Below are 12,643 nucleotides of genomic sequence, written 5' to 3'. Positions count from 1 at the left end.
TGTCACCCCACCAGAGCCGCCGCTTCGTCCGCTGCCGCTGCCGGCGCCGTGTCCCGGGACAGCTGCGGCACCACCACCCGGTGCGCGGGATCGCGTACCTCGCCCACCAGCATTTCCAGTACGTCCTCCAGCGCCACCAGCCCGAGCACCCGCCCCGACCCGTCCGCGACCTGTGCCAGGTGCGTCGCCGCGCGGCGCATCACGGAGAGGGCGTCGTCCAGGGGCAGTTCGGCGCTCAGCGTCGCCATCGGGCGCCAGACCTGCTGCGGAACTGCCCGCTCCCGCTCCTCCAGGTCGAGTACGTCCTTGACGTGGACGTAGCCCATGAACGCTCCGCCGTCGGCGCACACCGGGAAGCGCGAGTAGCCGGTGCGCACCGTCAGCTCCTCGATCTCGCGAGGCGTGACCGACGGCTTCACGGTCACGAGCGACGCCCGGTCGAGCAGCACGTCGGTGACCGGCAGGCTGCCGAGCTCCAGTGCGTCCTCCAGCCGCTCCTGTTCCCCCGGCTCCAGCAGTCCGGCCTGGCCGGAGTCCCCGACGAGCCGGTTGAGCTGTTCGCTGGTGAACACCGCCTCGACCTCGTCCCTGGCCTCGACGCCGAAGAGCCGCAGCACCACCCGCGCGCACGCGCCGAGCCCGGCCGTCACCGGACGGCACAGCCGGGCGAAACCGACGAGCCCGGGGCTGAGCCACAGCGCGGTCTTCTCCGGGGCGGCCATGGCGAGGTTCTTGGGAACCATCTCGCCGATGACCAGGTGCAGGAAGACCACCACGGCGAGCGCGATCACGTATCCCAGTGGATGGATCAGCCCTTCGGGCAGGTGCACGGCGTGGAAGACCGGCTCCAGCAGGTGCGCCACGGTCGGCTCCGCGACCGCGCCGAGCGTCAGGGAGCAGACGGTGATGCCGAACTGGGCCGCCGCCATCATCTGCGGCAGATTCTCCAGGCCGTGCATCACCTGTCTGGCGCGCGCGGAGCCCTGGGCCGCGAGCGGTTCGATCTGGCTGCGGCGTACGGACACGAGCGCGAACTCGGCGCCGACGAAGAAGCCGTTCGCGAGCACGAGGAGCAGGGCGAACAGCAGTTGGAGAACGCTCATCGCACGGCCTCCGTGACGACTCGCGCGGTACGCACGAAGCGCACCCGCTCCGCGCGGTAGCGGTCCACCTGCCGTACGGACAGCCGCCAGCCGGGCAGTTCGGCGCGGTCGCCGGGAGCTGGGATGCGCCCCAGCAGGTCGGCGACGAGCCCGGCCACGGTTTCGTACGGTCCCTCGGGTACTTCGAGGCCTATGCGCCGCAGGGTGAGGACCCGGCAGCTGCCGTCCGCCTCCCAGGCCGGATTGCCGTCCTCGGCGGGGGCGGCGGCCAGTTCCGGCCGCTGGGCGCCTTCGTCGTCGTGCTCGTCCCTGACCTCTCCGACGAGCTCCTCGACGATGTCCTCCAGGGTGACCACCCCGGCCGTACCGCCGTATTCGTCGACGACCACGGCGATGGGCTGCTCGCTGCGCAGCCGGTCCAGGAGTTGCTGCACGGGCAGAGTCTCCGGGACCATCAGCGGCGGTACGGCGACCCTGGCCACCGGGGTTCGCAGTCGTTCGTGCACGGGCACGGCGAGGGCGTCCTTGAGGTGGACCATGCCGACGATCTCGTCGATGCGCTCCCGGTAGACGGGGAAGCGCGAGAGGCCGGTGGCACGGGTGAGGTTGAGTACGTCGGCGGCGGTCGCGGAGGACTGGAGGGCGCTGACCTTCACGCGCGGCGTCATGACGTGCTGCGCGGTGAGTCCGCCGAGGGAGAGCGTCCGTACGAACAGGTCGGCGGTGTCCTGTTCGAGGGCGCCGGCCCGCGCCGAGTGGTGGGCGAGCGAGACGAGTTCGCCCGGGGTGCGGGCGGACGCCAGCTCGTCGGTGGGCTCGACGCCCAGCATCCGTACGAGCCGGTTGGCGACCGCGTTGAGGAGGGAGATCACCGGGCGGAAGACGGTCGAGAAGAGGTGCTGCGGTCCGGCGACGAAGCGCGCGACCTGCAACGGGCGGGAGACGGCCCAGTTCTTCGGGACGAGCTCGCCGATCACCATCTGGACGGCGGACGCGAGCAGCATGCCGACCATGACGGAGACGCCGGGGACAGCGCCTTCGGGTATGCCGGCCGCGGTGAAGGGGCCGGACAGCAGGTGGGCCAGCGCGGGCTGGGCCAGCATGCCGACCACCAGCGAGGTGATGGTGATGCCGAGCTGGGTTCCGGAGAGCTGGAAGGACAGCTCGCGCAGCGCTGATACGACGGTGCGGGCGCGCCGGTCGCCTTCGGCGGCGGCGCGCTCGGCGTCCTGCTTCTCGACGGTGACCAGGCCGAATTCGGCGGCCACGAAGAAACCGTTGGCGAGGATCAGGAGGAATGCCGCGGCGAGCAGCAGGAGGGGGATGGTCATGCCGCCGCCTCAGAAGAATGAGAACAAGGGGCGGCGCAGGTACTGCCGGACGATCCGTCCATTGCTGGAGGGAGTCACTCCTCGGGTCGCAGGTACTCCGCGGGCCGGTGGAGCGCCCTGAATGCGGAGCGCGGCGCACTCGGCGCCGCCTTCCACAGAGTAAACGGGAGCGGGCCGGGTCGGGCAGGGGCTCAGCCGGTGTGTGTGCCGGTGCCGCGGGATTCCGCGAGGGCGCGCAGGGCGCGGGCGTCGCGGATGGCCTGCTGCTTGGCGACACCGGGCTGGATGCCGAGGGCGGGAAGGCTGGTGCCGTCGCTGAGGTCGAGGAAGACCCAGGCGTCACCGGGGCGCAGGTTGACCCGTACGATCTCGGCCCACTCCAGCCGGCGCTTGGTGGTCAGGTTGACCACGGTGACACCGGCCTCGTCGGCGACGACCTTGGGGCGGCTCAGCAGCAGCAGTACGCCGAAGAGCAGCAGCGCGGTGAAGATGAAGCTGACCCGCTCCCCGGCGCTGAGCGTTTCGAGGAGCAGGGCGATCGCGGTGATGACCGCGAACATCGCCACCCCGACGGTCAGGAGGACGACCCGGGTACGGGTCGGCCGGAAGGTGACCGGCAGAGCGGGGAGCTCGGACTGTGACACGGCGGTCGCGTTCCTTCGAAAGGCTTGGTGATCTCGGTGATCTCGGTGATCTCGGTGATTCAGAGGCGGCAGGCGTGGATGGCCGTGGTGAGGATGGCGCGGGCGCCGAGCTCGTACAGGTCGTCCATGACGCGCTGGGACTCCTTGGCCGGGACCATCGAGCGGACGGCGACCCAGCCCTCGTTGTGCAGCGGCGAGATCGTCGGCGACTCCAGGCCCGGGGTGAGGGCGACGGCTGCTTCCAGGTGCTCGGCGCGGCAGTCGTAGTCCATCATCACGTAGCTGCGGGCGACCAAGACGCCCTGGAGGCGGCGCAGGAACTGGGCCACCTTCGGGTCGACGGCCTCTTCGGCGGAGACGCCCGTACGGCGGATCACGACGGCCTCGGACTTCATGATCGGCTCGCCGATCACTTCGAGGCCCGCGTTGCGCAGGCTGGTGCCGGTCTCGACGACGTCGGCGATGACCTGCGCGACGCCCAGCTCGATGGCGGTCTCGACCGCGCCGTCCAGGTGGACGACGGCGGCGTCGATGCCCTCGTCGGCCAGGTGCTTGGCGACGATGCCCTCGTAGGAGGTGGCCACCGTCATGCCGCCGAAGTCCTTGACGCCGGTCGCGGTGCCGGGCTTGGTGGCGTAACGGAAGGTCGAGCGGGCGAAGCCGAGCTGGAGGATCTCCTCGGCGTTCGCGCCGGAGTCGAGCAGCAGGTCGCGCCCGGTGATGCCGATGTCGAGGCGGCCGGAGCTCACGTAGATCGCGATGTCGCGGGGCCGCAGGTAGAAGAACTCGACCTCGTTCTCGGGGTCTACGAGGCGGAGCTCCTTCGACTCCTTGCGCTGCTGGTAACCGGCCTCATGGAGCATCTCCGACGCAGGTCCGGAGAGGGAGCCCTTGTTCGGGATGGCGATGCGCAGCATGAGGTCAGGTTCCTTCTGTGCGGTGGGAGTAATCGTACGTAAACGAGAAAAGGGTGCGGCTCAGAGGTGGGCGTAGACGTCGTCGAGCGAGATCCCGCGGGCGACCATCATCACCTGGACGTGGTACAGCAGCTGCGAGATCTCCTCGGCGGCGGCTTCCTTGCCCTCGTACTCGGCGGCCATCCAGACCTCGGCGGCCTCCTCGACGACCTTCTTGCCGATCGCGTGCACACCCTTTTCCACCAGCTCGGCGGTGCGGGAGGTGGAGGGGTCGCCGTTGGCGGCCTTGAGCTGGAGCTCGGTGAAGAGCTCTTCGAAGCTCTTGGGGGGTTTGTTCGCCATGATGGTCCTAAGAGTACGGGGTGACCTGCTGCCACTCAGCGCCAGGGTTCGGCGACCGTGCGCAGCGTGGTAGCGGTGGCGACGGCGGCGGTGACGGCCTCGTGGCCCTTGTCCTCGTTGGAGCCCTCGATTCCCGCCCGGTCCAGCGCCTGCTCCTCGGTGTCGCAGGTCAGGACGCCGAAGCCGATGGGGACGCCGGTGTCGACGGAGACTTGGGTCAGGCCGTTGGTGACGCCCTGGCACACGTACTCGAAGTGGGGGGTTCCGCCGCGGATGACGACGCCCAGGGCGACGATCGCGTCGTAACCACGGCCCGCGAGGACCTTGGCGACGACGGGGAGCTCGAAGCTGCCGGGGACGCGCAGGACGGTCGGCTCGTCGATGCCCAGCTCGTGGAGGGCGCGCAGCGCGCCGTCGACGAGGCCGTCCATGACCTTCTCGTGCCACTGGGCCGCGATCACCGCCACCCGGAGGTCTCCGCAGTTCTTCACGCTCAGTTCGGGTGCGCCCTTGCCGCTCACGCGTTCTCTCCTTGAAAGTTGTTACGGGATTACTGGTTGCCGCAGGTGGAGGCGGAGGTGCCGTCCAGCCACGGAAGGTCGTGCCCCATCCGGTCCCGCTTGGTCCGCAGGTACCGGAGGTTGTGCTCGCCCGCCTTGACGGGCATGGGCTCGCGTCCGACGACGGTCAGGCCGTGCCGTACGAGCGCGGCCGTCTTCTCGGGGTTGTTCGTCATCAGCCTGACGCTGTGTACGCCGAGATCTTCGAGGATCTGCGCGCCGGCCGCGTAGTCGCGGGCGTCGGCGGGCAAGCCGAGCTCCAGATTGGCGTCGAGGGTGTCGCGGCCCAGTTCCTGGAGCTCGTACGCCCGCAGCTTGGACAGCAGTCCGATGCCGCGCCCCTCGTGGCCGCGCAGATAGACGACGACGCCGCGGCCGGTCTCCGTGATGCGCTGCATGGACGCTTCCAGCTGCGGGCCGCAGTCGCAGCGCTGCGAGTGGAAGATGTCGCCGGTCAGGCACTCGGAGTGCATCCGCACCAGGACGTCGTCGCCGTCGCCGATCTCGCCGTGGACGAGTGCGACGTGCTCGACGCCGTCGACCGTCGAGCGGTAGCCGTACGCCGTGAAGTCCCCGAAGGACGTGGGGAGCTGGACGGTGGCCTCGCGGCGGACCTTGGGGTCCGAGGTGCGGCGGTAGGCGATCAGGTCCTCGATGGAGATGATCGTCAGGCCGTGCTTGCGGGCGAACGGGATCAGCTCGGGCAGCCGCAGCATCACGCCGTCCTCGCCGGCGATCTCGACGATCGCTCCGGCCGGGCGCAGGCCCGCGAGCCGGGCGAGGTCCACGGCGGCCTCGGTGTGGCCGTTGCGGACGAGTACGCCGCCGGGCTTGGCACGCAGCGGGAAGATGTGGCCGGGACGGACGAAGTCGTCGGCGGTGGAGCGGCCGCTCGCCAGGAGGCGGAGCGTGGCGGCGCGGTCGGCGGCCGAGATGCCGGTGGTGACGCCGTGCTCGGCGGAGGCGTCGACGGAGACGGTGAAGGCCGTACTCATCGACTCGGTGTTGTTCTCGACCATCTGCGGGAGTTCGAGCCGCTCCAGCTCGTCGCCCTCCATGGGCGCGCAGATCAGGCCGCGGCACTCGCTCATCATGAACGCGACGATCTCGGGCGTCGCCATTTCGGCGGCGATGACGAGGTCGCCCTCGTTCTCCCGGTTCTCGTCGTCGACGACGACCACGGGGCGGCCGGCCGCGATGTCGCGGATGGCCTGCTCGACGGGGTCGAGGGCCAGGTCCTCGGCGTTGTCGGTGCTGTACCAGGTGGGCAGGGCGCTCATGCTGCTGCTCCTTCCATGGCGGGCTTCACGCTTGCGCGCGAACGCTGCCACCAGTCGTAGGCACCCCAGAGGACGAGGGCGAAGTAGACGACGTACACAAGACCGGAGAACGCCAGCCCGCTGCTGAAGGCGAGCGGTACGCCCACCAGGTCGACCAGCAGCCAGGCGAACCAGAACTCGACCAGGCCGCGCGCCTGGGCGACCATCGCGACGAGCGTGCCGACGAAGATGTACGCGTCGGCCCAGGGGCTCCAGGACAGCGACGGGTACAGGGTGAAGAGGCCGCCGACGGCCAGCGTGCCGACGACCGCTCCGGCCGCCAGCAGTCCGCGCTCGCGCCAGGTGGCGAAGCGGACGGCGATCGAGCCGTCCTGGGCCTGCTGCTTGCCGAGCTGCCACTGCCGCCAGCCCCACAGGGCGACACCGATCACGAGCAGCTGCTTGCCGACGCCGCCGCTGAGGTTCGCGGAGGAGTACGCGGCGACGAGGATGACGCCGGAGACGAACTGGGCGGGCCAGGTCCATATGGAACGGCGCCAGCCGAGCGCGAGGGCGATCAGGCCTATGGTGTTGCCGATCATGTCGGACCACAGGATGTGCTGGTCGAAGGCCGTGAAGGCCTCGTTGTTGAGCCAGGACACGGCGCTCACTTCACGGTCTCCTTGCTGTCCGCGCCCAGCAGCCGCTCGACGTACTTGGCGAGTACGTCCACTTCCAGGTTGACCTGGTCCCCGGCCTGCTTGATGCCGAGGGTGGTGAGGGCGAGGGTGGTGGGGATGAGGCTGATGGTGAAGTAGTCGTCCGCGGCCTCGACGACGGTGAGGCTCACGCCGTCGACGGTGATGGAGCCCTTCTCGACGACGTAACGGGAGAGGTCCGCGGGAAGCGAGACCTTCACGATCTCCCAGTGCTCGGACGGCTCCCGGCCGATGATCGTGCCGGTGCCGTCGACGTGCCCCTGGACGAGGTGTCCGCCGAGGCGGCCGCCGAGCGCCATGGGGCGCTCCAGGTTGACGCGGGAGCCGACGGTGAGGGCGCCGAGGCTGGAGCGGGTGAGCGTTTCGGCCATCACGTCGGCGGTGAACTCACCGTCCCCGAAGTCCACGACGGTGAGGCAGACGCCGTTGACGGCGATCGAGTCGCCGTGCTTGGCGTCCTCGGTGACGAGGGGTCCGCGCAGTCGGAAACGGGAGGCGTCACCGAGGTTCTCGACGGCGGTGACCTCACCCAGCTCTTCGACGATTCCGGTGAACACTCAGTGCTCCTTCGATACGGGAGTGGCAGGGACGGCTGGGACGGCGGTGATGCGCAGATCGGGGCCGATGCGGACGGTCTCGGTCACGTCGAGCCGCAACGCTTCGGTGATGGTGGTGATTCCGGCGTCGGCGAGGGCGGCGGGGCCCGCACCGAGCAGTACGGGAGCGAGGTAGCCGGTGACCGCGTCCACCGCGCCGGCGGCGACGAAGGCGCCGGCGAGCGTCGGCCCGCCTTCGAGGAGTACGGAGCGGACGCCCCGGGCGTGCAGGGCGGCGAGCAGCGCGTGGATGTCGAGACCGGTGGCGGCGCGTGGCAGCCGTACGACCTCCGCGTCCGCTGCGGCCAGGTGCGCGGTGGCAGTGTTCTCGGCGTTCTCGGCGACCGCGATCAGCGTGGGCGCAGCGTCGTCGAGGACGCGGGCGCCGGGCTTGACGGCGGTGGCGTTGGTGTCGACGACTACGCGCAGCGGCTGGGTTACGCGCTCAATGCCGCGTACGGCGAGGTGCGGGTCGTCGGCGCGCATCGTGCCCGAGCCGACGATCACGGCGTCCGCCTCGGCGCGCAGCCGGTGCACGTCGGCGCGGGACTCGGCGGAGCTGATCCAGCGGCTGGTGGAGTCGGCCGCGGCGATACGGCCGTCGAGCGTCGCGGCGTACTTCCACCGGACGTACGGGCGGCCGAGGCGTACGGACGTCAGCCAGGCGGCGTTGCCCGCCTCCGCCTCGTCCGCGAGCAGGCCCTGCTCGACCTGGATCCCGGCCGCGCGCAGGGTGTCCGCGCCGCCGGTGGCCTGCGGGTTCGGGTCGCTGACGGCGTACACGACGCGGGTGATTCCGGCGGCGAGGAGGGCCTGGGCGCAGGGGCCGGTGCGACCGGTGTGGTTGCAGGGTTCGAGGGTGACGTACGCCGTACCGCCGCGCGCCCGCTCCCCCGCTTCCCGCAGGGCGTGCACCTCGGCGTGCGGGCCACCCGCGCGCTGGTGGAATCCGGCGCCCACGACCTGGCCGGCGGCGTCGAGAACGACGCATCCGACGACCGGGTTGGGGCTGGTGGAGCCGAGTCCGCGGGCGGCAAGCGCGATCGCCCGACGCATGGCGTTCGCGTCGGTCGTGGCTGCTTCGGCTGCGGTGGCCACCGGGTCCTCCTGCCTCTTCGGGCACGGACTCCGGGGCTGTCGATGACGACAGAGAGCGGGAAGAAAACGCCAACGGGTACGGGACGCCGTAGCCGGAAAGAGGGATCGCCCTTGGGAGGACGAGCCGAACACTGCCGACAGCGGCGTACCAATGACCTGTGACGGCCCGCCGCGCACTGCCTCCCATCCGGACTTTCACCGTCGGTACAGGAATTTCACCTGTTCAACCGGTCACTGGAGGTGACCGGGTCGCGGACTATAACCGCCGGTTCGGAATTACACCGACCCCGGAGTGCGCTGCTGCTGGTACACGGTCAGTGTGCCACGCCCGGCCGAGTGCCATGCACACGATCTCCTGTGGGCCAGCTCACAGGAGATTGGTCCATACCTATTGACGCGCTGGTCTAGTCCTTTTAACGTCTGCGCCACAAGACGATCACCCATCGTTCGCTGCGCCAGGCCGACCTCCCCAGGAGGAACAGACCGTGCTGTCCCCCACCCGAGCGAGATCTTCCCTGCTCGCCGCCGGCGCCGCCGTCGCCGGACTCCTGCTCAGTTCGCTCGCCGGCGGCGTCTCGCACGCCGCCGACCACGAGTCCTGTCGCCCCGACGGGCTGTACAAGACCCCGGGCCTCGACGTTCCGTACTGCGCCGCCTATGACACCGAGGGCCGCGAGAAGATGGGCGCCGACCACCAGCGCCGCGTCATCGGCTACTTCACCGGCTGGCGTACGGGCAAGAACGGCGAGCCCGCGTACCTCGCCTCCGACATCCCGTGGGACAAGGTCACCCACCTCAACTACGCCTTCGCGCACATCGGCAGCGACAACAGGATCTCGGTCGGCGCCGACGGCGAGAAGAACGCCGCGACCGGGATGACCTGGCCGGGCGTGGCCGGCGCGGAAATGGACCCGGCGTACAGCTACAAGGGTCACTTCAATCTGCTGAGCAAATTCAAGAAGCAGCACCCCGACGTCAAGACGCTCGTGTCGGTGGGCGGTTGGGCCGAGACCGGCGGGTATTTCGCCGACAACGGGGACCGGGTCAATTCCGGCGGCTTCTACTCGATGGCGACGAACGCCGACGGTTCGGTCAATCAGGCGGGTATCGACACCTTCGCGGATTCGACGGTCGCGTTCATCAAGAAGTACGGCTTCAACGGCGTCGACATCGACTACGAGTACCCGACGACGATGAAGGACGCGGGCAACCCGCTGGACTTCTCGTACTCGAACGCGCGCCGCGCCGGGCTGGTCAAGGGCTACGCGGCGCTGATGAAGTCGTTGCGCGAGAAGCTCGACCGCGCGGGCGCGGCCGACGGGAAGCACTACCTGCTGACGGTGGCCGCGCCTTCGTCCGGATATCTGCTGCGCGGCATGGAGACGTTCCAGGTCCAGAAGTACCTGGATTACGTCAACATCATGTCGTACGACCTGCACGGCGCCTGGAACGAATACGTCGGCCCCAACGCCTCCCTCTTCGACGACGGCAAGGACGCCGAACTGGCGGCCGCGGGTGTGTATTCCACCGCGCAGTACGGCGGGGTCGGTTATCTCAACACCGACTGGGCTTATCACTACTTCCGCGGGTCCATGCCGGCCGGACGCATCAATATCGGCCTGCCCTACTACACCCGCGGACACAAGAATGTGCAGGGCGGTACGGACGGCCTCTGGGGCAAGGCGCCCTCGGCCAACTGCCCGGCCGGCGCGGGGCTGACCAAGTGCGGCGACGGGGCGTCGGGCATCGACAACCTGTGGCACGACAAGGACACGGCGGGCAAGGAGTCGCCTGCCGGGTCCAACCCGATGTGGCACGCGAAGAACCTGGAGAAGGGCGTCGTCGGGGACTACGTCACGCGGTACGGCTTCCCCGCCGACACGAAACTGACCGGCACGTACGCCCGTAAGTACGACTCGACGCTCGTCGCGCCCTGGCTGTGGAACGCGGAGAAGAAGGTCTTCCTGTCGACCGAGGACGAGCAGTCGGTCAAGGCCAAGGCCGACTACGTGGTGGACAAGGGCATCGGCGGCACGATGGTCTGGGAGCTCGCGGGCGACTACGACTGGAACGCGGCCAAGGGCCAGTACGAGATCGGTGACTCGCTGACGACGGCGATGTACGAGAAGTTCAAGTCGGCGTCGCCGTACGGCGCGAAGCGGTCCACGATCGACCTGCCGACGAAGGCGCTCGACATCGGTGTGGACTTCGGGCAGTTCCCGCTCGGCGACTCCAACTACCCCATCAGCCCCAAGCTGAAGATCACGAACAACTCGAAGGCGACGCTTCCCGGCGGTACGGAGTTCCAGTTCGACTACGCGACCTCCGCGCCCGCCAACGCCAAGGACCAGTCCGGCTTCAACACGAGGATCGTGCGCAGCGATCACACCGCCGCCAACAACATCGGCGGCCTCAAGGGCGACTACAACCGCGTCTCCCTGAGCTTGCCGGCCTGGCAGACGCTGGCGCCCGGCGCCTCGGTGGAGCTGGACTTCGTCTACTACCTGCCGACATCGACCCCGTCCAACTGGACGGCGACCTTCGGCGGCCAGTCGTACGCCCTGGCAGGGGACTTGGCGCGCGGTACGACGGTGGTGGACCCGGGAACGGATCCGGGGCCGGGACCGGGACCTGTGCCGGACCCCAGTCCCACGCCGAGCCCGGGCGGGCCGTGCGCCGCGCCCGCGTGGAGCGCTTCCTCCGAGTACGGCGGCGGCACGACCGTCTCCCACAAGTCGCACCACTGGAAGTCCAAGTGGTGGACCAAGGGGGAAGCGCCGGGTAGTACCGGTGAGTGGGGTGTCTGGCAGGACCTCGGCGCCTGCTGACCCGACCCCCAATTGAACGCCCGGCGGCGGTGACCGGCCCTTCCCGCCGCCGGGTCCCTACTTCTCAGCTCTGCGGCGCGAATACGTCGTCCTGAGCCGCGTCCCGCGCCGCGAGCAGCGCGCCCTGGAGCACCGCCGCATCGCCCAGTTCCCCCGCGCGCACCTCCGTCCGCAGCGGTGACATCGCGGAGAGCCGGCTCGCGACCCGGGCCGCGAGGGCCGCGCCGCCCGCGTGGCCACTCTCGCCGCCCAGGACGACGCAGCCGGGGTCGAGGACGGCGGTGACGGCCGCCGCGCCGACGGCCAGGTGCGTCGCGAGGGCGTCCAGGAACGGCTCACCCGCCCGCCCCGCCGCGAGGGCTGCCCGTACGCCGGCAGCGGCAGAATCGTCCCCCGCCGTCGTAATGCCGTGCCGCGCGGCGAGTTCACCGATCGCGGCGCCGCCGACCAGCGAGTGGAACCCTCCCCCGCAGTCCGTCGCCGACGGCAGCCCCACGGTCCCCGGCACCGGCAGGAACCCGATCTCGCCCGCGCCACCCGACGCCCCTCGGCGCAGCTTGCCGTCGAGCACGAGCGCGGCGCCGACGCCGTGGCCCAGCCAGAGCAGTACGAAGGTGTCGCGGTCCCGGGCCGCGCCGAGCCGCTGCTCCGCGACGGCGGCGAGGTTGGTCTCGTTCTCGACGAGCACCGTGGCGGGCAGGCGCTCCTGGAGGGCGGCCACCAACCTGCGGTGCCAGGCGGGGAGCCCGGTGGTGTGGCGGAGTTCCCCGGTGGCCGGGTCGATCAGGCCGGGCGCGCCGATCCCGACGCTGTGCAGGCGCCGCGCGCCGGCGTCGCGGACCGTGCGTTCCAGGAGCGCCACCGCCTGCTCCACGGCGGGCTCGGTGCCGGTCTCGTCGCCGTCGATCGGCAGGGTCGCCTCGGCGAGGGTCGTGCCGAGCAGGTCGGCCACGACGACGGAGACACCCTGGGTACGTACATCCAGCGCGGCGAGGTGCGCGCGGTCCGCGACGATCCCGTACAGCCGGGCATTGGGGCCGCGGCGCTGCGCCCCGGACTCCCCCACCACGGTGATCAGGCCTGCGCCCTGGAGCCGTTCGACCAGATCGGCGACGGAGGGGCGGGAGAGTCCGGTCAGCGTTTTGAGCTGTCCTGCCGTCAACGGGCCCTCGTCCTGGAGCAGCTTCAGGGCGGACCGGTCATTGATGGCCCGGGCGGTGCTCGGTGATGCGGGCATGCCCCGGAT

At 70.2% G+C, this 12,643-nt stretch carries 12 protein-coding genes and 1 riboswitch; of the genes, 1 reads left to right on the top strand and 11 read right to left on the bottom strand.

All coding sequences use genetic code 11. The annotated features are described in order from the left end of the window. Positions 1–2: 2 nt before the first annotated feature. The 10 genes from ABZX79_RS35790 to ribD all read right to left on the bottom strand — a co-directional run bounded on the left by ABZX79_RS35790 (position 3) and on the right by ribD (position 8,527). A complete protein-coding gene (locus tag ABZX79_RS35790; RefSeq protein WP_355267546.1) occupies positions 3–1,103 on the bottom strand; it encodes a hemolysin family protein in 1,101 nt (366 codons plus the stop codon). Beyond that, positions 1,100–2,434, bottom strand: coding sequence for a hemolysin family protein (locus ABZX79_RS35785; RefSeq protein WP_355267543.1), 1,335 nt, complete (start codon positions 2,432–2,434; stop codon positions 1,100–1,102). Before ABZX79_RS35785 ends, ABZX79_RS35790 begins: the two co-directional genes overlap by 4 nt. A gap of 191 nt (positions 2,435–2,625) precedes the next feature. Then, complete coding sequence (locus tag ABZX79_RS35780; RefSeq protein WP_355267540.1) at positions 2,626–3,078, bottom strand: PH domain-containing protein; 453 nt, start codon at positions 3,076–3,078, stop codon at positions 2,626–2,628. Positions 3,079–3,137: 59 nt separating this feature from the next. Continuing rightward, positions 3,138–3,995: an ATP phosphoribosyltransferase gene (gene hisG, locus ABZX79_RS35775; RefSeq protein ID WP_069929748.1), complete on the bottom strand. Its 858-nt coding sequence runs from the start codon at positions 3,993–3,995 to the stop codon at positions 3,138–3,140. Positions 3,996–4,055: 60 nt separating this feature from the next. After that, the gene (locus tag ABZX79_RS35770; RefSeq protein WP_355267536.1) at positions 4,056–4,337 is read right to left on the bottom strand and encodes a phosphoribosyl-ATP diphosphatase; all 282 of its coding nucleotides are present in this window, start codon (positions 4,335–4,337) and stop codon (positions 4,056–4,058) included. Between the two features lie 35 nt (positions 4,338–4,372). Then, positions 4,373–4,858, bottom strand: a complete 486-nt coding sequence (gene ribH / locus ABZX79_RS35765; RefSeq protein WP_355267533.1) for a 6,7-dimethyl-8-ribityllumazine synthase — start codon at positions 4,856–4,858, stop codon at positions 4,373–4,375. Positions 4,859–4,887: 29 nt separating this feature from the next. After that, positions 4,888–6,177 carry a bifunctional 3,4-dihydroxy-2-butanone-4-phosphate synthase/GTP cyclohydrolase II gene (locus tag ABZX79_RS35760; RefSeq protein WP_355267530.1) on the bottom strand — a complete coding sequence of 430 codons (1,290 nt, stop codon included), beginning with the start codon at positions 6,175–6,177 and terminating at the stop codon, positions 4,888–4,890. After that, a complete protein-coding gene (locus ABZX79_RS35755) occupies positions 6,174–6,827 on the bottom strand; it encodes a nicotinamide mononucleotide transporter family protein (protein ID WP_355267527.1) in 654 nt (217 codons plus the stop codon). The genes ABZX79_RS35760 and ABZX79_RS35755 overlap by 4 nt, the downstream gene beginning before the upstream one ends. Beyond that, entirely contained in the window at positions 6,824–7,432 is a 609-nt protein-coding gene (locus tag ABZX79_RS35750; protein WP_355267524.1) for a riboflavin synthase, read from the bottom strand. Before ABZX79_RS35750 ends, ABZX79_RS35755 begins: the two co-directional genes overlap by 4 nt. Beyond that, positions 7,433–8,527 carry a bifunctional diaminohydroxyphosphoribosylaminopyrimidine deaminase/5-amino-6-(5-phosphoribosylamino)uracil reductase RibD gene (gene ribD, locus ABZX79_RS35745; RefSeq protein WP_355267588.1) on the bottom strand — a complete coding sequence of 365 codons (1,095 nt, stop codon included), beginning with the start codon at positions 8,525–8,527 and terminating at the stop codon, positions 7,433–7,435. Between the two features lie 211 nt (positions 8,528–8,738). Next, positions 8,739–8,869, bottom strand: a riboswitch (FMN riboswitch). Between the two features lie 185 nt (positions 8,870–9,054). Between ribD and ABZX79_RS35740 the strand changes: the two genes are divergently transcribed. Continuing rightward, on the top strand, positions 9,055–11,397 hold the full coding sequence (locus ABZX79_RS35740) for a chitinase C-terminal domain-containing protein (protein WP_355267521.1): 2,343 nt from the start codon (positions 9,055–9,057) through the stop codon (positions 11,395–11,397). Positions 11,398–11,461: 64 nt separating this feature from the next. Here the strand turns inward: ABZX79_RS35740 and ABZX79_RS35735 are convergent, their stop codons facing one another. Continuing rightward, positions 11,462–12,634, bottom strand: coding sequence for an ROK family transcriptional regulator (locus ABZX79_RS35735; protein ID WP_355267518.1), 1,173 nt, complete (start codon positions 12,632–12,634; stop codon positions 11,462–11,464). Between the last annotated feature and the right edge of the window lie 9 nt (positions 12,635–12,643).

Origin of the sequence: Streptomyces sp. NPDC002994 (assembly GCF_040611155.1) — a bacterium.
Classification (GTDB): Bacteria; Actinomycetota; Actinomycetes; order Streptomycetales; family Streptomycetaceae; genus Streptomyces.
The sequence above is the reverse complement of the archived record's forward strand: the minus strand, read 5'-3'. Positions and strand labels throughout refer to the sequence as shown.

What these genes read in the sequence shown, in the direction of transcription:
- ABZX79_RS35735 (WP_355267518.1), bottom strand. Translation starts at nt 12,634, where the DNA reads ATGCCCGCATCACCGAGCACCGCCCGGGCCATCAATGACCGGTCCGCC.
- ribD (WP_355267588.1), bottom strand. Translation starts at nt 8,527, where the DNA reads ATGCGTCGGGCGATCGCGCTTGCCGCCCGCGGACTCGGCTCCACCAGC.
- ABZX79_RS35770 (WP_355267536.1), bottom strand. Translation starts at nt 4,337, where the DNA reads ATGGCGAACAAACCCCCCAAGAGCTTCGAAGAGCTCTTCACCGAGCTC.
- ABZX79_RS35760 (WP_355267530.1), bottom strand. Translation starts at nt 6,177, where the DNA reads ATGAGCGCCCTGCCCACCTGGTACAGCACCGACAACGCCGAGGACCTG.
- hisG (WP_069929748.1), bottom strand. Translation starts at nt 3,995, where the DNA reads ATGCTGCGCATCGCCATCCCGAACAAGGGCTCCCTCTCCGGACCTGCG.
- ABZX79_RS35785 (WP_355267543.1), bottom strand. Translation starts at nt 2,434, where the DNA reads ATGACCATCCCCCTCCTGCTGCTCGCCGCGGCATTCCTCCTGATCCTC.
- ABZX79_RS35790 (WP_355267546.1), bottom strand. Translation starts at nt 1,103, where the DNA reads ATGAGCGTTCTCCAACTGCTGTTCGCCCTGCTCCTCGTGCTCGCGAAC.